This window comes from Anaerobacillus sp. QJM3NY_17, assembly GCF_056173665.1.
In genome coordinates this window covers 336,929-356,129 of record NZ_CM149685.1, presented here as the reverse complement: position 1 = coordinate 356,129, position 19,201 = coordinate 336,929, and the positions used below count along the sequence as shown (strand labels likewise).

Here is a 19,201-nt window from a genome sequence, read left to right as displayed (position 1 = left end):
ACGAAAAGCCGGGGAGCGCCCCGGCTTTTCGTTTATTTCTATACAGACTCTTTCGTCTCAATCGGTTTGCCAAGGACGTTCTGATTGTAATTCTTCCCCCACTCATACATGGAGTCGAGTATAGGCATTAATGTTTCACCTTGCTCGGTAAGGGAATACTCTACTTTCGGAGGGACAACAGGGTATACTTCTCGATGTACGATTTGGTCGTCTTCTAATTCTCGTAGCTGGTTCACTAGCATACGCTGTGTAATTCCCGGCATTAGTGACTTTAGCTCACCAAATCGCTTCGTTCCCTGCTTACCTAAATGCCATAAGATAAGCATTTTCCATTTGCCTCCGATAACCGCAAGCGTTAATTCTTTTTCACAGTAAAATGTTTTATCCTGGGTACGTGACATACGCATCACCTCCGTTTAAGCCCAGTATAACTCATAGTATACTTTTTGACACTATGTAAGTTTAATGTGCGTACTTACATTAATAGGTTGTAAGCAGTATACTTGCTACTACACCAACAGATCGATTATATTGGTGTCGGACAAGAGAGAGAAAGAAAAATTATGGATTGGGAGTGAACGTATTATGAAATTACAGCTAGCATTAGATTTGGTAAACACAGAAGAAGGTATTGAACTAGTGAAAGAAGTTCAGGAGCATATTGATATTGTTGAAATCGGTACGCCGATCGTCATCAATGAAGGTCTTCGTGCTGTCAAAGATATGAAAGCAGCATTCCCTAACCTTGAAGTTCTTGCAGACCTTAAAATTATGGATGCTGCAGGATATGAAGTTATGAAAGCATCTGAATCTAACGCAGATATCATCACAATTCTTGGTGCTGCTGAAGATGAATCAATCAAAGGTGCTGTTGAAGAAGCGAAGAAACAAGGTAAGGAAATCCTTGTTGATATGATGGCAGTGAAAGATCTCGCAACTCGTGCGAAAGAAGTAGACGCACTTGGCGTTGACTATATTTGTGTCCACACTGGATACGATCTTCAAGCAAAAGGCCAGAATTCTTTCGAAGACCTTGAAACAATTAAAGGCGTCGTAAAGAATTCGAAAACAGCAATCGCTGGTGGCATTAAGCTTGATTCTCTTGAAGAAGTTGTAAAAGTACAACCAGACCTTGTCATCGTAGGTGGCGGTATTACTGGTGAAGACGATAAAAAAGCCGTTGCATCAAAAATGCAAGAGCTTATTAAAGGATAATCAACCATGCAGACTACTCACTATTTAGCTGAAATCATTGATGAGCTAAATCGTTCAGTAGATCTCATTGCTGACGAAGAAGCGGAACAGCTCGCTAACGAAATTCTCGAAGCGAACAAGGTTTTCGTTGCTGGCGGTGGTCGATCTGGCTTTATGGCAAAGTCTTTTGCGATGCGCATGATGCACATGGGAATTGATGCTTACGTTGTTGGCGAAACGGTCACACCAAACTTTGAAGAAGGTGATCTTGTCATCATCGGATCAGGTTCTGGTGAAACGAAACAGCTCGTTTCCATTGCGAATAAGGCCGCCAATATCGGCGGAAAGATCGCTGCTGTAACAATTAATCCTGACTCAACAATTGGCGAGCTAGCAGACATCATCGTAACATTACCAGGTTCACCAAAGGATCAGTCAGGTGATTATGAAACGATTCAGCCAATGGGCTCTTTATTTGAACAGACTCTTTTACTTTTCTATGATGCGATAATTTTACGCTTTATGGATAAGAAAGGGTTGGATACGAATAAGATGTATGGAAAGCATGCGAACTTAGAATAGTGTTAAAAGCCTGAAAAACCTCTAAAGTAGAGGTTTTTCAGGCTTTTTTGCATGATAGCATACTCTATCTTCCTTTTATCCCCAACAAACCCATGACATTTATCATGGTTATGTCCTGACGTTTGTGTCTTACACCATGACACCAAATCCTCTATCATTAGGCTTAACGTTATTTCAACTATGCCTAACAAAGGGGTAACCATATGAATGAACAAAAACAAAAACAAAAAGAATTGAAAAAAAGTGTATCAACTTTCGCAAAACCCGACACGGTCGTAGGGGTACGACAGCTCTTGAACACCCTTCTTCCATTCTTGTTGCTATGGTTTCTGGCTTATCAGAGCTTAAGCGTGTCTGCCTGGTTAGCCGTTCCACTTGCGATGATCGCAGGAGGATTTGTCGTTCGAATCTTTATTATTTTTCACGATTGCACACACGGCTCTTTCTTTAAGAGTCAAAAAGCAAACCGGATAGTTGGTACGATCTCTGGGATCATTACTCTTTTCCCGTTTGAAAAATGGAAACGCGAGCATAATATTCATCACGCAACAAGTGGAAACTTAGATAAGCGTGGAACAGGCGATATCTGGGTGATGACAGTTGAAGAGTATGCTGCAGCTACATTCTGGGGGAGACTCGCTTATCGTCTCTACCGTAACCCGATTGTGATGTTCGGGCTTGGTCCGATCTACCTTTTCCTTATCGCTAACCGTTTTAATCGCAAAGACGCGAAACGTAAAGAGCGTATGAGCACATACATTACCAACGCATCAATCGTTGCGATCTATTCCCTATTGATCCTGGCTATTGGATGGGAAGCGTTTCTAATCATTCAACTTCCAATTCTTTATGTTGCTGGGTCACTTGGAATCTGGTTGTTCTATGTTCAGCACCAATTCGAGGACTCTTATTATGAAGATGAAACAGAGTGGGACTTTGTAAAAGCAGCCGTGGATGGCAGTTCTTACTATAAACTTCCTAAACTTCTTCAGTGGGTATCCGGAAGCATCGGGTATCATCACGTGCATCACTTAAGTCCAAGAGTGCCAAACTATCATCTTGAAAAGGCGCATGAATCAACGCCTCCATTGCATAAGGCGACGACGATTACGTTATTATCAAGCCTTGAATCCATTCGATTCCGTCTATATGATACAAAGAATAAAACGTTCGTTACATTTAAAGAAGTAAAACCACTTCTTAAAAATCCTGCAAAGCTTGCGATGATGACTACGAAAAGACCAAGCTTCCAGGAAAAATAACATTACTGAAAAACCCATTCAGCCTGGATGGGTTTTTCAATATCTTTAAAGAGATTATACTAATGGTAGATAAGTGACAGGCGAATACTGATGGTATATCCTGTAATTAAAGCACCTCGAAAGGAGATCCCTATGCAAAGCTGGTATCATATCATTCCTAAGAACACTGGGATCAGTTCTTACGTTTGGATTATTTTTTGTTTGCTACCCTTCTTTTTTATTTTCCGATCTTCATCGGTTATAGAAATTACAATCGGCATCTTCGTCATTCTTTTATTTTTCTTATCCTATCGATTATCTTTCATTTCAAATAGTAAATTAGTCTATTTATGGGTCAGCATTGAAATGGCCATAAGTATTGTGATGACGATTTTATTCGGTTATGTCTACTTCGCTCTGTTTTTAGCGTTTTTTATTGGTAGCATCGAGAATAAAGCAGGGTTTCTAACACTCTATATTGTTCATCTCACAACGACGATTGCTGCAACAGTGATTATATTCTTCACTCACGATGATACATTACTACCACAGCTCCCATTTATTTTCATCTGTGTGCTTGGAGTGGCTCTGCTCCCTTTTACCATTCGCTATCGAAACAAACAGCACCGCTTGGAGCAACAACTCCAAAACGCGAATGAGAAAATTTCGCAGCTGATGGTGATTGAAGAAAGAGAACGGATTGCACGCGATTTACATGATACACTCGGGCAAAAACTATCGATGATCGGACTTAAAAGTGATTTAGCTAGAAAGCTAATTCCTGTTAAGCCTGATGCTGCTATTAATGAAATTCATGATATTCGACAAACAGCAAGAACCGCTTTAAAAGAAGTACGCGAAATGGTATCGAATATGCGTGGAGCAAGAGTTGAAGACGAGCTTTTACGCGTACAACAAATTTTACAGGCCGCAGAGATGGAATTTCGTTTTGAAGGTAATCAACAACTTGAGAATACACCGTTACTCGTAGAAAATGTCTTAAGCATGTGTCTCAAAGAAGCTGTGACGAATATCGTCAAACACAGTAACGCTTCATGGTGCAGAGTTCTGATTGAACAATCTCCAACAGATGTCCTCATTCAAGTCGAAGATAACGGTGATGGCATCCCAGAAGGAACAACTTCATTCAAAGGACACGGACTACAGGGAATGAGGGAGCGACTAGAATTCGTAAACGGCTCTCTTGATATTAATTCTTCAACAGGAACAATTTTAAATATTCGTGTACCAAATGTGATTCAACAAAAAGAACAGGAGGGATCGGTGTGATACGCATCGTGCTTGCGGAGGATCAGCGTATGCTACTTGGGGCGCTTGGCGCCTTACTCGACCTAGAAGAAGGAATGGAAGTTGTCGGTCAGGCGACGAATGGTGAAGAAGCGATTTCTTTAGTAAAAGAATTACAGCCAGACATTTGTATTATGGACATTGAAATGCCACTTAAGAGCGGACTTGATGCAGCTGAAGAGCTAAGCAGTCATTCATGTAAAATCATTATACTAACAACCTTTGCTCGTGCTGGTTATTTTGAACGTGCTCGTAAAGCTGGCGTTAGTGGCTATCTTCTGAAGGATAGTCCGAGTGATGAGCTCGCAAGCTCGATTCGAAAGATCATTGAAGGTCAGAGGATATTCTCGCCTGAGTTAGTGGATCTAGCTTTCGGTAATGAAAATCCGCTAACAGAACGTGAGAAGCAAGTCATTCAGTTAATGGCTGATGGTAAAAACACAAAAGACATTTCAAGTGAACTTTACATTACCCCTGGAACGGTTCGTAATTATATTTCTGTTATTCTGGATAAATTAGAAGTAACAAATCGAATTGAAGCAATATCGCGATTTAAGGAAAAGGGCTGGTTCAAATGATGAACCAGTCCTTTTTTTAGAAATGTTTTTTTATGTTAGTTACAAACTCTTTTCCTACTCGAGTTGCTTGTCCTTCTCGATGACGAACAAGGGCAAGATACACCCTTTCATGCTCTCCTTCTTCGATCTCTACCATGACGATATCACGATCTTTTAGTTGCTAATTGTAGCGTCGTAATGGCTGATGAAGGGTATGCTTCTTTTAAATAGAAAGTACAAAATTCTGCTTTAGTAAAGCAGAATTTTGTTATTAGTCTTATAAAGATCTACCTAACTTTCTTCTACCTAGTCCATCACCTAAGCACGATTCATATCTCCTTCATACACTAAAGAAGATCCTATGAAAGGAGATGATTTCATGAGTTATGGTTACGGATGTGGAAACCAGGTAGGCGGCGCTGGATATGGCGGCTGTGGAAACCAGGTAGGTGGCGCTCGTTACGGGAATGGCTTCGCGTTGATCGTTGTTTTGTTCATTCTTCTTATTATCGTTGGCGCTGCGTTTGTTAAAGGGCAAGATTGCTAATTTTTTTATCACAACCATCAGGGAGAATTCCTGGTGGTTGTTTTTTTGTCCTTCTGTTCATATCCCCTTCAGAAATATTTAGAAAAAGGACATTCATTCTGGTTCGTTTCTGATAAAATACAATTGTTAGTAACTACCATTTAAAAGGAGAGCACCTGATATCAGGTGCTCTCCTTTTAATCTATTCCTATCGCTTCATTCACTGACTCATACATTTCTCAATTCAAGCCTCTGAAGCTTCAAACTTATGAGTATCGTGAGACGAGTACTAAGTCCCAAGCATAACCTTTCAATTACAGTGAACTAATTTCATCCTTAATTGAATTCGTTCCAGTTACAACCTGAAATTCTTTCCCAATGGTTGCATCATTTTCAAGAGTGGCCAAAATGACACTTGCCACATCTTCTCGAGGAATTTCATTTCTCTCTACTTCGTATGCTGCATTCACTTTGCCAATTCCATTATCATTTGTTAATAAACCTGGATGGATAATTGTATAATCCAAATCAGTTGCTCTTAACCATTTGTCTGCATAATGTTTGGCTACCACGTATGGTGAAAAGGAAGAAGGTGCAGACTGGATGGCTTCACGAGATGTATCAAAGGAACTGATCATAATAAAACGCTTCACACCAGCTTGTTTTGTAGCCTCAATTGTTTTTACAGCACCGTCTAAATCAACAAGAACGGTTTTGTCTGCTCCAGTGTTTGGTCCAGAACCTGCTGTGAAGACAACAGCATCTACGCCTTCAGCAGCTTTTGCTATAGCGTTAATGTCTTCTTCCAAATCAACTACCGCTGTTTCAGCACCTAAATCTTTAAAGTAGGAAGCTTGCTCCTCTTTTCGAATCATAACTTTCGCTTCTAAGTCTTTATGATCTTGAATAAATGAAACAAGATGCTTTCCAACCTGACCGTTTGCACCAACAATAAGTACTTTCATTCTTTACTACACCCTTTCTAAGTATATTAAGCTATCAAATGATCATTAGCACAATGTTATCAATTCTTATAAATGGTTTTGTAACATCAATGCTCTACATTATTCATATACCCGTTAACATGATGCGTAAAGCATAAGAGTTTAGCGAAATGGATATATCTTTCTATTTAATTAGCTTATAAGTATTCTAAAAGTGTGGGGACGGCTCACGGAATTGACCATGATCAGCCCATGAATTTAACTAGTCCTCTATTATTTCAATTATGATCTAACGTTCTATTCGTTACCTAATACACTAATTACTTTTTTCCATTTATTAATCCCTCCCCCTCTATCTCATTATTTCTAGTAAAATGGTAAAGGAAACTAGTAAGGAGATGAAAATCACATATGTCATATAAAATGATTGTATTAGATTTAGACGATACATTGCTCAATGCTGATCAAATGATTTCTGCTCGAAGCAAAGAAGCTCTTATGCAAGCCCAGCAAGAAGGAAACAAAGTCGTGCTTGCGTCTGGACGCCCAACATTCGGAATGGTCCCATATGCTGAGGAGCTCCTGCTCGCAGACTATGAGAGTTATATTCTTTCTTTTAACGGCGGAAAGATTATTAACTGTCATTCCAAAAAGGATTTCTTCAGTCAGACATTATCTGTCGAAGCTGTTCAACGACTTTACGAAATCAGTCTTCGAGAGAACGTCTATATTCACACTTACGTCGAGGATGAAATTATTACCGCCGAAAAAAATCCCTACACAACGATTGAGTCTGATCTAACAGGTCTACCAATCACTGTCGTCGATTCGTTTATCGATCGTGTCACAGAACCAGTAGTAAAAGTTCTGATGGTCGGTGAACCGGAGCATCTGAAGAAAGTGGAAACCAAACTTCAAGCTGAGTTAGGTGAAGAATTCAGCGTGATGCGTTCTAAGCCTTACTTTCTCGAGTTTACTGATAAAGGGATTACGAAAGGCACGAGCATCGAGAAGCTTATTAACGAGCTCGGTGTTAAACGGGAAGAAGTCATTGCAGTTGGAGACAGCTACAATGATCAAGAAATGATTGAATTTGCAGGCCTAGGTGTTGCAATGGGTAATGCCCCTGATGACATCAAAAAGATTTCTGACTATATTGCAGATACGAACGAGAATGATGGTGTCGCAAAAGTGGTTGAAAAGTTTCTTTTGAAGGATCAGCTTATAACAAAATAGGTTACTAAAAAGAGAGGCGGGGATTACCGCCTCTCTTTTCTATTATATGATATGCCATAAACTGTTTTTTGAAAGAGGTAAACTCGTAATGGAATCGAAAATATATAGTAAGTGGATAAATAAACCCGAAACAAGGGTGACTATTTCTTTCCCATTAATTGTAACCGCTTTATAAAACGAGTTATTAAATTTATTTTGTGAAAATTAGTGCATAACTCTTCCAAAATGATTATTAATTTATTATAATTATAATCTAATAGGAGTTATAATTAATTTTCTTAAATTCGGAAGGAGATTGAAATATGGATAAAAATGAAATGCATGACAGCCAAGCTGGGAAGTGCCCTGTCTCTCACGGCCAAACAAAGGAAGATAGCGCCATTACTACGACTAAAGTGAAGACTACAAATAAAGACTGGTGGCCGAACCAGTTAAACTTGCAACTTCTTCAACAGCACGACCGCAAAAGCAACCCAATGGGGGAAGACTTTGATTATGCTGAAGAATTCAAAAAGCTGGACTATTATGCACTGAAGCAGGATCTTCGTGACTTAATGACAGACAGCCAGGACTGGTGGCCAGCTGATTATGGACATTATGGCCCTCTCTTCATCCGTATGTCATGGCACGCAGCTGGTACATATCGTACTGGTGACGGACGTGGCGGTGGCGCTACTGGATCGCAGCGTTTTGCACCATTGAACAGCTGGCCAGATAACGCGAGCCTTGATAAAGCACGTCGCCTCCTTTGGCCAATCAAGCAAAAGTACGGAAATAAGATTTCTTGGGCTGATTTACTTGTCATCACGGGGAACGTTGCGCTTGAATCAATGGGCTTGAATACATTTGGTTTTGCTGGCGGACGCGAAGATGTGTGGCATCCAGAAGAAGATATTTATTGGGGTGCTGAAAAAGAGTGGCTTGGTGACAACCGTTATTCAGACGACCGCGAGCTCGAAAGTCCGCTAGCTGCCGTTCAAATGGGGCTTATTTATGTGAATCCTGAAGGACCAAATGGCGAACCAGATCCACTAGGAAGTGCACGTGACATTCGTGAAACATTTGCCCGAATGGGAATGAATGATGAAGAAACGGTTGCTCTTATTGCCGGTGGTCATACATTTGGTAAAGGACACGGCGCAGGAGATGCTGAGGCTAACGTTGGAGCCGCACCGGAAGCTGCTGATATTGAAGAGCAGGGACTTGGTTGGAAGAACTCTTACGGAAGTGGTAAAGGTCGCGACACAATTACAAGTGGTGTAGACGGCGCATGGACCGCTAATCCAACAAAATGGGATAACGGATACTACGACTTACTATTCGGCTATGAGTGGGAATTAACAAAAAGCCCTGCAGGAGCTCACCAATGGAAGCCAGTGAATCCTAAACCAGAGCACCTTGCACCAGATGCTGAAGATCCTTCAATTAAAGTGAATACTATGATGACAACAGCAGATATGGCGCTTCGTGAAGATGAAATTTATGAAAAGATTTCACGTCGCTTCCACGAGGATATCGAATATTTCGCTGATCAATTTGCACGTGCATGGTTCAAATTGCTTCACCGTGACATGGGACCGAAAGAAAGATACCTTGGCCCTGAAGTACCACAGGAAGATTTGATCTGGCAGGACCCGATCCCGAATGTGGATTACGAATTGACTGCTGCTGAAGTTGAAAACCTGAAAGCTAAAATCCTCGACTCCGGATTAAGTGTCAGCGAGCTTGTGACAACAGCTTGGGCTTCTGCAAGTACGTATCGCGGTTCTGATTATCGCGGTGGTGCTAATGGTGCGCGTATCCGCTTAGAGCCACAAAATAACTGGGATGTAAATGAACCAGAGCAATTATCAAAAGTACTATCCGTATATGAGAAAATCCAAAGCAAACTTGATAAAAAAGTTAGCCTTGCTGACTTGATTGTTCTTGGAGGTAGTGCAGCTGTAGAAAAAGCGGCAAAAGATGCTGGTGTTGACGTTACTGTTCCATTCTCACCAGGACGCGGGGATGCAACCGAAGAGCAAACAGATGTTGAAAGCTTTGACGTATTAGAGCCAATGGCTGACGGATTCCGTAACTATCAGAAGAAGGAATACACGTTAAGTCCTGAAGAGCTACTCGTCGACAAGTCACAGCTTCTCGGTCTAACTGCTCCTGAAATGACCGTTCTTATTGGTGGTATGCGCGTACTTGGGACAAACCACAAGGGTACGAAGCATGGCGTGTTCACTGATCGCGTTGGTACACTAACAAACGACTTCTTTGTAAACCTACTCGACATGGGAATTGAATGGAAGCCAGCTGACTTCAATGAATACGAAGGACGCGACCGCAAAACAGGCGAACTTGTCCGCACTGCTTCACGCGTTGACCTCGTCTTCGGTTCAAACTCCATCCTCCGTGCTTATACAGAAGTCTATGCACAAGAAGACAATAAAGAGAAATTCGTGCGCGACTTTGTGTCAGCATGGGTGAAGATCATGAATGCTGATCGTTTTGACCTGAAAATGAGTAAGGATAAAATGGCGTCTAACGCATAATAAATCATAAAAGCACCGTCTCAAACGCTTAGAAGAGTTTGAGATGGTGCTTTTTTTCGGTCATCTTTCAGTTCCTGATGTTTTCACTCGTAAATCTAACTTATTTTTCTAATGGCAAACGAGAACTGAGAATCTCACTTTTGCTTTTTAACGTATATGCATTTCTTTTACTAGAGTAGTCAATGATCATATCTTCTTTGAAAAAGGATTCGTGCTTAACTCCTAAAACCACAGGCTTATAATTAGTCTCTAACAACTTCTCACCTGTCTGTGTTTCCTTGGAAGACAAAGCCTTAAATGTGATCCAATCCGCACCAATACTACATCCACCTAAACTAGGATTAAGCTGAAAAGCTACGTGATCCTCTGTATTTAAATGTTCAATTGCAGCGTCCGTAAACGTAATAGTCAAGATCCTCACTCCTTCAAGAATACAATAATGCTTCACGCCTAAACCATATCACACCACTATATGCGATTCAATTTAATTGCACTCTATTCAATTTCACAAAATATATTTCAACAAGTATAACTATTATAAAGACTAATCCTGCTATAAACCAAACACCTTATGGCAACTAATTAAAATCCCACCTCAACTTTGGAGTTAAGGTGGGATTTAGTGAAGTTTATTATAGCTCCAGTACGGCTACGCACTCGACGTGCGTCGTATGCGGGAACATATCAACCGGCTGAACTTCTTTCGTTTTAAAACCACCATCTTCTAAGATGCGTAGATCACGAGCGAGCGTAGCTGGGTTACATGATACATAAACGACTTTCTCAGGCTTCATATCAATAATTGTTTGAAGTAGAGCTTCGTCACACCCTTTACGTGGTGGGTCAACGACGATCACATCAGGCTTGATGCCCTGCTCTTTCCAGGCTGGAATGACGTTCTCTGCTTCACCTACCGCAAACTCTGCGTTTGTAATGCCGTTTAAATCAGCATTTCGCTTCGCATCTTCAATCGCTTCTGGTACGATTTCAACGCCGTATACCTGCTTTGCTTTTTGCGCGAGGAAAAGAGAAATCGTTCCGATGCCGCAATAAGCGTCGATGACCGTTTCATTCCCAGTAAGTCCAGCGTATTCAAGCGCCTGATCGTAAAGCACCTTTGTTTGATCAGGGTTCACCTGATAAAACGAGCGAGCTGAGATGGCGAATTTAATGTCGCCGATCGTATCGTAAATGTATGGTGAGCCCCACAGGACGCGGGTTTCGTCACCGAAGATCACGTTCGTGCGCTTTGGATTTACGTTTTGAACGATTGATTTCACTTTCGGAAGTTGCTCAGTGATGTCTTTGATGATGTTCTTGCGATTTGGTAAGTCTTTGTTTTTTGTAACGATGACGACCATGATGTCGTCTGTTTGCTTTCCGTATTTTGCAACAACGTGTCTGAGCGTTCCGCGATGTGAACGCTCGTCGTATGCACGGATGCCGTACTTCTCAGCAATTCCTTTTACAACTCGTAAAACTTCATCGTTTTCCTGCTCCTGAATGAGGCACTGGTCCATGTCGATAATCTGGTGACTGCGCTGCTGGTAGAAGCCAGCGACGATCTTACCATTCTGTTCGCCAACTGGTACCTGAGCTTTGTTGCGGTAGCGCCATGGGTCTTCCATGCCAAGCACAGGATGAACGGGTACGTCGATTTTCGCGATCCGCTCCATCACATCTTGAACTTGCTTATGCTTGAACTTCAACTGGCTATCGTACGTAATGTGCTGTGTTTGGCAGCCTCCACACTGATAGAAGATTGGACACGGCGGCATGTTACGGTCTTCGCTCTCAACTTTCACATCAAGAATCTTTCCGAAGCCGTAACCTTTCTTCGTTTTGATCACTTTCACGTTCGCTGTTTCGCCAGGGATACCGTACGGGACGAAAAGCGTGTAACCATCTATTTTCGCAACGCCTGCTCCGTCATGGGAAAGGTCTCTGAACTCTACTTCAACAACGTCATTCTTTTTTACAGGTACTTCTTGATTACTCATTTGGTTTCCGTCCTTTTCCGTTCAATTTCATGTACAAAAATTGTACCACAGTGTGAATGGATCGCGAAATGTATCAGCGCGGTGCTTTTTGCATGTGAGGCAAGCTCGATTTCATGGTTTATTGGCCAAAATGGGATTATATTGGCTAAACTCACGATATATTGGCCAAATCTGAAATATATTAGCCAAAATCAATTTTTATTGGCCAAACCCAATTTCCCTCCACTACAACAGAAAAAGCCAGAGCTCTCAGTCTCTGACTTCTCCCATACACTTCACTTCTACTCACCTGAAATAGCGCGCTTGTGCGCGGCTTCTTCTTCGTTTGTATGTTTCTCGCTCGTTTCTTTCGGGACGATCATTGTGATGTGACGATATAAGTTCGTAAACTCTGCTGGAAGTGGGCCGCCGTACTCTCCGTCCAGGTTGAGCTGCATTTTATCGACTGATTCTACTTTGATGTGACTTGCTTTTTTATAGACAACATTTGGATCATTAATATGATCACCACGTAGCGCACTACTTGCGATCCGAATGAATTCTGCGATGTTCGTCTTTTTCAAAATCATGAGATCGAACAGTCCATCATTCAATGACGCATGAGGGGCTAGCTTTTCAAATCCGCCGATGGAATTTGAGTTAGAGACTAGAAAAAGCATAATTTCATCTTCAAAGAGTTTTCCATCATATTCAATCCGAGTCCTCGCCGGGCGTATGGATGGAAGCATTTCGATGCCTTTCATATAATAAGCTAGCTGGCCAAGCATTGTTTTAAGCTTACTAGGCACTTCATACGTTAATTCAGTCAGGCGTCCGCCACCTGCGATGTTGATAAAGTAATGTTCGTTTACACGACCAATATCAATTGGCATTTCAAGGCCGTTGCATAGGACATCCATAGCACCTTCAACTGTGCGAGGAACGCCAATCGCTCGTGCGAAATCGTTCGTTGTACCAACTGGAATAATCCCCATTTTTGGACGATACGGCTGCTCAGCGATGCCATTGATTACTTCATAAATCGTTCCGTCTCCACCTGCAGCAATAACAAGATCAAATCGTCTTTCTACAGCGATGCGCGCTGCTTCCGTTGCATCCCCTTCACAAGTGGTTGCATGGGCAGACGTCTCGTACCCATTTACTTCAAGGCGTTCTAAAATGTATGGCAGCGAGCGCTTCACTTGTTCTCTACCGGACGTTGGATTATAAATTAGTCTTGCACGTTTCATCCTTCATCATCCTATCTTCTCTATCTTAATTCTTTCATTCTGATTTGCATGTATGGTTACTTTTTTGATTTGGTTTGGACAACAATCGTACGCGTTCTCTTAAGTAATGTCTTCTTTTATTTATATGATAGCCGCAAACAAAAAACGCCCACATTCTCGTGACCGTTTTCCACCGCTTAACCTTCTGTTCTGATTATAGGCTTTTCCCTAAAAAAAAGCAAAGCCGAAAAAATGCGGATGAGGTATACAAGCTTGCACTTCTATATAGACAATAAAAAAACCCTCCGCAATGGGAGGGTTTCACAATTTATCGCTTATCCATTTCTTCAACAATGAGTTTGTTTACCATTGGAGGATTTGCTTTTCCTTTGGTTGCCTTCATCACTTGACCAACGAGGAAGCCGAGTGCGCGGTCTTTCCCGTTTTTGTAGTCTTCGATGGATTGTTCGTTCTCGTCAAGAATACCTGAAACGATTGAACGAAGCTCGCCTTCGTCAGAAATCTGCACAAGGCCTTTGTCTTTAACGATCTGTTCAGGATCGCCGCCTTTTTCGATAAGATCTTTGAATACTTTCTTCGCGATCTTAGAAGAAATTGTTCCTTTCTCGATTAGAGAAATTAGTTTGCCTAATCCTTCCGGAGTTAGGGCCACTTCATCAATTTCTTTATAGTTCGCATTTAAGTATGCCGATACTTCACCCATCAACCAGTTTGAGGCTTGTTTAGGATCAGCTCCCTGGTCAATCGCTACTTCGAAGAAATCTGACATTTTCTTGGACTGAGTGAGTACCATCGCATCGTACTCTGGAAGATCATATTTCTGCACATAGCGCTCACGACGAGCATCTGGAAGTTCAGGAATATCTTCGCGCACGCGGTCCATCCACTCTTTATTAATCGCAAGACGAACAAGGTCAGGCTCTGGGAAGTAACGGTAGTCGTCAGATCCTTCTTTCACACGCATCAGAATTGTTTTCTTGCCAGCTTCGTCATAACGACGCGTTTCCTGACCGATCACGTTTCCTGCTAGAAGTTCTTTCTCCTGACGTACTTCTTCGAATTGAAGACCTTTTTGTACGTTAGCAAATGAGTTCAAGTTCTTAAGCTCAGTTTTTGTACCAAACTCTTCTTGTCCATATGGGCGAAGAGAAAGGTTCGCATCGCAACGAAGAGATCCTTCTTCCATTTTACAGTCAGACACTTCCGTATATTGAAGAATCGCTTTAAGCTTCTCAAGGTAAGCATACGCTTCTTCAGGTGTACGAATATCCGGCTCAGATACGATCTCAACAAGTGGTGTACCCTGACGGTTGAAGTCAACTAGAGAATGGTTCTCTCCATCAACGTGCGTGAGCTTACCAGCATCTTCTTCAAGGTGAAGACGCGTAATACCGATACGCTTTGTTTTGCCGTTTACTTCAATATCAATCCATCCGTTTTCACCGATTGGCTTATCATATTGTGAGATCTGATAAGCTTTCGGATTATCTGGGTAGAAATAGTTTTTACGGTCAAACTTCGTATCTTCTGCGATTTCACAGTTCAATGCCATTGCCGCACGCATCGCAAAATCAACAGCTTGTTCGTTCATCACTGGAAGAACACCAGGATGACCTAGACAGATCGGGCAAACGTTCGTGTTAGGCGGCGCACCGAAATTCGTTGAACAATTACAGAAAATCTTTGTGTTTGTCTTCAGTTCTGAGTGAACTTCCAGACCAATAATAGTTTCAAAATTCATTTTCAGTCGTCACCCCTTACAGCTCTGGTTTAGCCTTATGATGATCCGTTGCTTGCTCAAATGCATGAGCTACGCGGTAAACGGTCTTCTCATCAAAGTGCTTTCCGATTATTTGAAGTCCAACAGGTAGGCCATTTGATAAACCACAAGGTACGGAAATCGCAGGAACGCCTGCAAGGTTAACCGGGATTGTGAGAATATCATTCGCATACATCGTTAGCGGGTTATCAATTTTCTCGCCTACTTTAAAGGCTGGTGTCGGCGTTGTAGGTCCGATAATCACATCGTAGTCCTCGAATACTTTTTCAAAGTCATTCTTGATGAGCGTACGAACTTTTTGTGCTTTCTTATAATAAGCATCGTAATAGCCAGAGCTAAGTGCAAATGTACCAAGCATAATACGTCGCTTCACTTCGTCACCAAAGCCTTCGCTTCTTGTTTTCTTATAAAGATCAAGAAGGTTCTCAGCTTCAGCACGAACGCCATAGCGGACGCCGTCAAAGCGAGCAAGGTTAGCTGATGCTTCTGAAGAAGAAAGAAGATAGTATGTCGCTACAGCATATTTAGAGTGAGGTAGAGATACTTCCTCCCAAGTTGCGCCGAGCTCTTCAAGCTTTTTAAGTGATTGAAGGACGCTGTTCTTCACGTCTTCATCTACACCTTCAGCAAGGTATTCTTTCGGTACAGCAATACGTAATCCTTTTACATCACCAGTTAGGCTAGAAAGGTAATCTGGAACGTCAACGTTCGCTGATGTTGAATCCATCTTATCGTGACCTGCAATAGATTGAAGAAGATAGGCGTTATCTTCTACGGTGTTTGTGATTGGTCCAATTTGATCGAGTGATGATGCGAACGCGATCAAGCCAAATCGAGAAACGAGTCCGTAAGTAGGTTTTAATCCTACAACACCACAAAAAGCAGCTGGCTGACGGATTGAGCCACCTGTATCAGAGCCAAGTGAGAAGAAAACTTCTCCAGCAGCAACAGATGCAGCTGAGCCGCCGCTTGAGCCACCAGGTACATAATCGGTGTTCCATGGGTTACGCGTGCCAAAGAAGCCAGAGTTCTCATTAGAAGAACCCATCGCGAACTCGTCCATATTCAATTTGCCCACAGTGATTGTTTCCGCTGCATTTAAACGTTCAACCACCGTTGCATTATGTAATGGGTCAAAGTTGCTTAGAAGCTGGCTTGACGCTGTTGTACGAAGGCCTTTTGTGACGATGTTATCTTTCACACCTACAGGGAGACCAAAAAGAAGCCCTCTTGCATCTTCTGTACCGAGCTTTTCATCAAGCGCTTTTGCTGCTTGCATTGCTCCTTCTTCATTTAACGTCATGAATGCTTTTACCTTTTCGTCGACCGTATGAATACGATCAAACGAGGTTTGAACAAGTTCACTGACGGATAATTCTTTCTTATGAAGCAAGCTGTGAAGCTCACTTATGCTTTTATCAAACAAGGACGTTGCCTCCCTTACTCAAATATTGATGGAACTTTTACTTGACCATTCTCTTTATCAGGTGCATTCTTCAATGCTTCCTCACGAGATAACCACGGCTGTACTTTGTCTTCACGAAGTACATTTTTTAAATCGAGAACATGCGTTGTAGGCTCAACGTTCTCTGTATCTAATTCATTCAGCTGCTCCGCCATTGAAATAATGTCATCAAGCTGAGTTGTAAACTTCTCGACCTCTGCCTCATCCATTTCTAGTCTAGCGAGGTTCGCTACATGCTTAACCTCTTCTTTGGTAATTCTGGACATCACTTTCACCTCCACAAATTTCGAACAACCTGCAATATATAGATGATACCAAAAACAAGCTTCATTAAGCAACAGAACGCCGTCTGTTCCAATTTTAAACAAACGTTTAATTAAGAAAATGTAATTAAACGTTTGTTTGACTGCGGTGCCGTACCCGCAGACTAAAACGTTCTCTACTATACAAGGCATTTCTCAATAAAAAGACTCACCCATCTCAGGGTGAGTCTTCAAAAAGGATAATATTAAAATTCAGATGTCTTAGCTGCTTCAAATTCATCTTCAATCTCTTTACCAGGTTCTTTACCTACAAAGCTGAATGCCATAACAGCGATCCACGCAAGAATAAAGCCTGGAATCAATTCGTAAAGGTCGAAGAGTCCGCCTGATAATTGAGCCCATAGAATAACGACTACTGCACCCGTGATGATACCAGCAAGGGCACCATTACGCGTCATACGTTTCCAGAATAGACTCAGTATAATTACTGGCCCAAATGCGGCACCAAACCCTGCCCACGCATAACTTACAAGATCAAGAACACTGCTATCAGGGTTGTAAGCAAGTAGAATAGCTAGTAACGCAATCGCAAGAACCGCGATACGACCTACCCATACAAGCTCAGTCTGACTAGCATTCTTACGAAGGATCGCTTTATAAAAGTCCTCCGCAACAGCACTTGAAGATACAAGAAGCTGAGAGTCAATTGTACTCATAATCGCAGATAGGATTGCAGCAAGCAAGAAGCCGGAAACCCATGGATTAAAGAGCACTTGTGTAAATTCAATAAAGACTGTTTCCGAGTTCGGAAGGCCCGCATCGAAATAGGCAATACCGATGAAACCAGTAAAGATTGCACCAAACAATGAAAGAACCATCCATGACATACCAACAAGGCGTGCTTTAGGAATCTCTTTTGAAGATTTAACTGCCATAAAACGAGTGATGATGTGAGGTTGGCCAAAGTAACCAAGTCCCCAACCAAGCAGGGAAATAATCCCCATGAAGCTCATACCAGTAAAGATATCTAGATAAGTTGTATCCGTTGCACCAACTTGATTAACTGTTTCGCTCCAGCCACCCATTTCATTTAGGGCAACAATTGGCACGACAACAAGTGCAAGGAACATAAGTATTCCCTGGAAGAAATCTGTCCAGCTTACCGCTAAGAAACCACCGAGGAACGTATAAGAAATAATAACAAGTGCACCGATCCACAATGCGCTTTCATAGCTCATTCCGAACGAGCTTTCAAACAGGATTGCGCCCCCAACAAGACCTGAAGACGTATAGAACGTAAAGAATACAAGAATGACAATTGCCGAAATCACGCGAAGTGCTTTCGAACCATCACGAAAACGGTTTTCAAGGTAATCAGGAACCGTAATCGAATCATTCGCCACTTCTGTATAACGGCGAAGACGCGATGCAACAAACTGCCAGTTCAGGTAAGCTCCGATTGCGAGCCCAATCCCAATCCAAATTTGACTCATACCACCTGCATACATTGCACCAGGTAGTCCTAGTAAGAGCCAGCTACTCATATCTGATGCTCCGGCACTAAGTGCTGCAACAGATCCACCTAATCTTCTTCCTCCAAGAACATAATCAGATAAGTTACTTGTCATTTTGTAAGCAATTAATCCAATTGCGAGCATACCGACAAGGTACACTATAAATGTGACTAACGTTGGCGTCTCAATACTCATCGAGTACTATTCTCTCCTTTCGGTAAAAAAAGTTATTATTGATAATACGACTAATAAAGGCATTGGTATAAGTAGCCAGAACCATGTTGCGGTAGTTAAGGTATATTCCACACTTTCACCCCCTCCAAAGTCAATATTCACAACTATGCATTTTCGCTGTGAATTCAAATTATTCAAGTAGACCATTAGTCCTTTACAAACCAATGATTACTATATCACAAAATATTTTTCTGAACAATGAAAATATTATAAGATAAACTTTTTAATGAATAAAAATACACAATAAAAGAGATTTCCCTTCTTTTAGCAACTTTTATGTCATAAGTATTCAGGAAAATTTATTTAAATTAATTCACCAATATTTGCCTCATCTACATACTCTAGTAACATTTACCCACTATTTTGTAATGTTAATCTTTAAATTGAAATATTTTTTATAGATTGCCGCGTTTCTCTTCTTTTCATACCTTCATAACGCTAATTATTATAACTATATTTTCCATGTAATTTTGAACCTTCCCACTTCAAAATCTTTTTAAGATTTTTCATTATATGAACGAAACTAATCGGAAAGATTACTGTTTGCAAAACGTAATGATTACGATATAATGAGTGGCAGAGAAACTT

General features: G+C 41.5%; 16 protein-coding genes and 1 pseudogene. 8 read left to right on the top strand and 9 right to left on the bottom strand.

Annotation, left to right across the window (positions count from 1 at the left end; all coding sequences use genetic code 11):
• Positions 1-38 precede the first annotated feature (38 nt).
• Positions 39-401: a winged helix-turn-helix transcriptional regulator gene (locus AC0VYV_RS01955; protein ID WP_098446173.1), complete on the bottom strand. Its 363-nt coding sequence runs from the start codon at positions 399-401 to the stop codon at positions 39-41.
• A gap of 184 nt (positions 402-585) precedes the next feature.
• On the opposite strand from AC0VYV_RS01955, the gene hxlA reads away from it, so the two are divergent.
• The 6 genes and pseudogenes from hxlA to AC0VYV_RS01925 form a co-directional block, all read left to right on the top strand.
• Entirely contained in the window at positions 586-1,215 is a 630-nt protein-coding gene (hxlA, locus tag AC0VYV_RS01950; RefSeq protein WP_430247007.1) for a 3-hexulose-6-phosphate synthase, read from the top strand.
• A gap of 6 nt (positions 1,216-1,221) precedes the next feature.
• Positions 1,222-1,776 (top strand): 6-phospho-3-hexuloisomerase, encoded by a 555-nt coding sequence (hxlB, locus tag AC0VYV_RS01945; protein ID WP_475366395.1) that lies wholly within the window; start codon positions 1,222-1,224, stop codon positions 1,774-1,776.
• A 203-nt stretch (positions 1,777-1,979) separates the two neighbouring features.
• Entirely contained in the window at positions 1,980-3,038 is a 1,059-nt protein-coding gene (desA, locus tag AC0VYV_RS01940; RefSeq protein WP_194222399.1) for a Delta(5) desaturase DesA, read from the top strand.
• Between the two features lie 132 nt (positions 3,039-3,170).
• Positions 3,171-4,307, top strand: coding sequence for a histidine kinase (locus tag AC0VYV_RS01935; RefSeq protein WP_475374388.1), 1,137 nt, complete (start codon positions 3,171-3,173; stop codon positions 4,305-4,307).
• Positions 4,304-4,903: a response regulator gene (locus tag AC0VYV_RS01930; RefSeq protein ID WP_430247011.1), complete on the top strand. Its 600-nt coding sequence runs from the start codon at positions 4,304-4,306 to the stop codon at positions 4,901-4,903. Before AC0VYV_RS01935 ends, AC0VYV_RS01930 begins: the two co-directional genes overlap by 4 nt.
• Before the next feature lie 439 nt (positions 4,904-5,342).
• Positions 5,343-5,429, top strand: a pseudogene (locus tag AC0VYV_RS01925) (YjcZ family sporulation protein); the annotation flags it as partial.
• A gap of 293 nt (positions 5,430-5,722) precedes the next feature.
• On the opposite strand, the gene AC0VYV_RS01920 reads toward AC0VYV_RS01925, so the two are convergent.
• A complete protein-coding gene (locus AC0VYV_RS01920) occupies positions 5,723-6,373 on the bottom strand; it encodes an SDR family oxidoreductase (RefSeq protein WP_430247013.1) in 651 nt (216 codons plus the stop codon).
• A 390-nt stretch (positions 6,374-6,763) separates the two neighbouring features.
• On the opposite strand from AC0VYV_RS01920, the gene AC0VYV_RS01915 reads away from it, so the two are divergent.
• Together AC0VYV_RS01915 and katG are read left to right on the top strand one after the other, a co-directional pair.
• On the top strand, positions 6,764-7,588 hold the full coding sequence (locus AC0VYV_RS01915; RefSeq protein ID WP_475373217.1) for a Cof-type HAD-IIB family hydrolase: 825 nt from the start codon (positions 6,764-6,766) through the stop codon (positions 7,586-7,588).
• A 302-nt stretch (positions 7,589-7,890) separates the two neighbouring features.
• Entirely contained in the window at positions 7,891-10,128 is a 2,238-nt protein-coding gene (gene katG, locus AC0VYV_RS01910; RefSeq protein WP_475373216.1) for a catalase/peroxidase HPI, read from the top strand.
• A gap of 100 nt (positions 10,129-10,228) precedes the next feature.
• On the opposite strand, the gene AC0VYV_RS01905 is transcribed toward katG, so the two are convergent.
• The 7 genes from AC0VYV_RS01905 to putP all read right to left on the bottom strand — a co-directional run bounded on the left by AC0VYV_RS01905 (position 10,229) and on the right by putP (position 18,574).
• Positions 10,229-10,540 carry an iron-sulfur cluster biosynthesis family protein gene (locus AC0VYV_RS01905; RefSeq protein WP_475366392.1) on the bottom strand — a complete coding sequence of 104 codons (312 nt, stop codon included), beginning with the start codon at positions 10,538-10,540 and terminating at the stop codon, positions 10,229-10,231.
• Between the two features lie 220 nt (positions 10,541-10,760).
• On the bottom strand, positions 10,761-12,128 hold the full coding sequence (gene rlmD, locus AC0VYV_RS01900; protein WP_475373215.1) for a 23S rRNA (uracil(1939)-C(5))-methyltransferase RlmD: 1,368 nt from the start codon (positions 12,126-12,128) through the stop codon (positions 10,761-10,763).
• 281 nt (positions 12,129-12,409) lie between these two features.
• Positions 12,410-13,357 carry a diacylglycerol kinase gene (locus AC0VYV_RS01895; RefSeq protein ID WP_194222420.1) on the bottom strand — a complete coding sequence of 316 codons (948 nt, stop codon included), beginning with the start codon at positions 13,355-13,357 and terminating at the stop codon, positions 12,410-12,412.
• A gap of 307 nt (positions 13,358-13,664) precedes the next feature.
• Entirely contained in the window at positions 13,665-15,098 is a 1,434-nt protein-coding gene (gene gatB, locus AC0VYV_RS01890; RefSeq protein WP_194222421.1) for an Asp-tRNA(Asn)/Glu-tRNA(Gln) amidotransferase subunit GatB, read from the bottom strand.
• A 16-nt stretch (positions 15,099-15,114) separates the two neighbouring features.
• Positions 15,115-16,563, bottom strand: a complete 1,449-nt coding sequence (gatA, locus tag AC0VYV_RS01885) for an Asp-tRNA(Asn)/Glu-tRNA(Gln) amidotransferase subunit GatA (RefSeq protein WP_194222422.1) — start codon at positions 16,561-16,563, stop codon at positions 15,115-15,117.
• A gap of 14 nt (positions 16,564-16,577) precedes the next feature.
• On the bottom strand, positions 16,578-16,868 hold the full coding sequence (gene gatC, locus AC0VYV_RS01880; RefSeq protein ID WP_226616418.1) for an Asp-tRNA(Asn)/Glu-tRNA(Gln) amidotransferase subunit GatC: 291 nt from the start codon (positions 16,866-16,868) through the stop codon (positions 16,578-16,580).
• Between the two features lie 242 nt (positions 16,869-17,110).
• Positions 17,111-18,574, bottom strand: coding sequence for a sodium/proline symporter PutP (putP, locus tag AC0VYV_RS01875; protein ID WP_194222424.1), 1,464 nt, complete (start codon positions 18,572-18,574; stop codon positions 17,111-17,113).
• Between the last annotated feature and the right edge of the window lie 627 nt (positions 18,575-19,201).

Bases quoted from the DNA above. Each gene is read 5' to 3' on its own strand.
- rlmD (WP_475373215.1), bottom strand. From the start codon at position 12,128: ATGAGTAATCAAGAAGTACCTGTAAAAAAGAATGACGTTGTTGAAGTA.
- katG (WP_475373216.1), top strand. From the start codon at position 7,891: ATGGATAAAAATGAAATGCATGACAGCCAAGCTGGGAAGTGCCCTGTC.
- AC0VYV_RS01915 (WP_475373217.1), top strand. From the start codon at position 6,764: ATGTCATATAAAATGATTGTATTAGATTTAGACGATACATTGCTCAAT.
- desA (WP_194222399.1), top strand. From the start codon at position 1,980: ATGAATGAACAAAAACAAAAACAAAAAGAATTGAAAAAAAGTGTATCA.
- AC0VYV_RS01920 (WP_430247013.1), bottom strand. From the start codon at position 6,373: ATGAAAGTACTTATTGTTGGTGCAAACGGTCAGGTTGGAAAGCATCTT.
- AC0VYV_RS01955 (WP_098446173.1), bottom strand. From the start codon at position 401: ATGTCACGTACCCAGGATAAAACATTTTACTGTGAAAAAGAATTAACG.
- hxlA (WP_430247007.1), top strand. From the start codon at position 586: ATGAAATTACAGCTAGCATTAGATTTGGTAAACACAGAAGAAGGTATT.
- AC0VYV_RS01895 (WP_194222420.1), bottom strand. From the start codon at position 13,357: ATGAAACGTGCAAGACTAATTTATAATCCAACGTCCGGTAGAGAACAA.
- gatC (WP_226616418.1), bottom strand. From the start codon at position 16,868: ATGTCCAGAATTACCAAAGAAGAGGTTAAGCATGTAGCGAACCTCGCT.
- putP (WP_194222424.1), bottom strand. From the start codon at position 18,574: ATGAGTATTGAGACGCCAACGTTAGTCACATTTATAGTGTACCTTGTC.
- hxlB (WP_475366395.1), top strand. From the start codon at position 1,222: ATGCAGACTACTCACTATTTAGCTGAAATCATTGATGAGCTAAATCGT.
- AC0VYV_RS01935 (WP_475374388.1), top strand. From the start codon at position 3,171: ATGCAAAGCTGGTATCATATCATTCCTAAGAACACTGGGATCAGTTCT.
- gatB (WP_194222421.1), bottom strand. From the start codon at position 15,098: ATGAATTTTGAAACTATTATTGGTCTGGAAGTTCACTCAGAACTGAAG.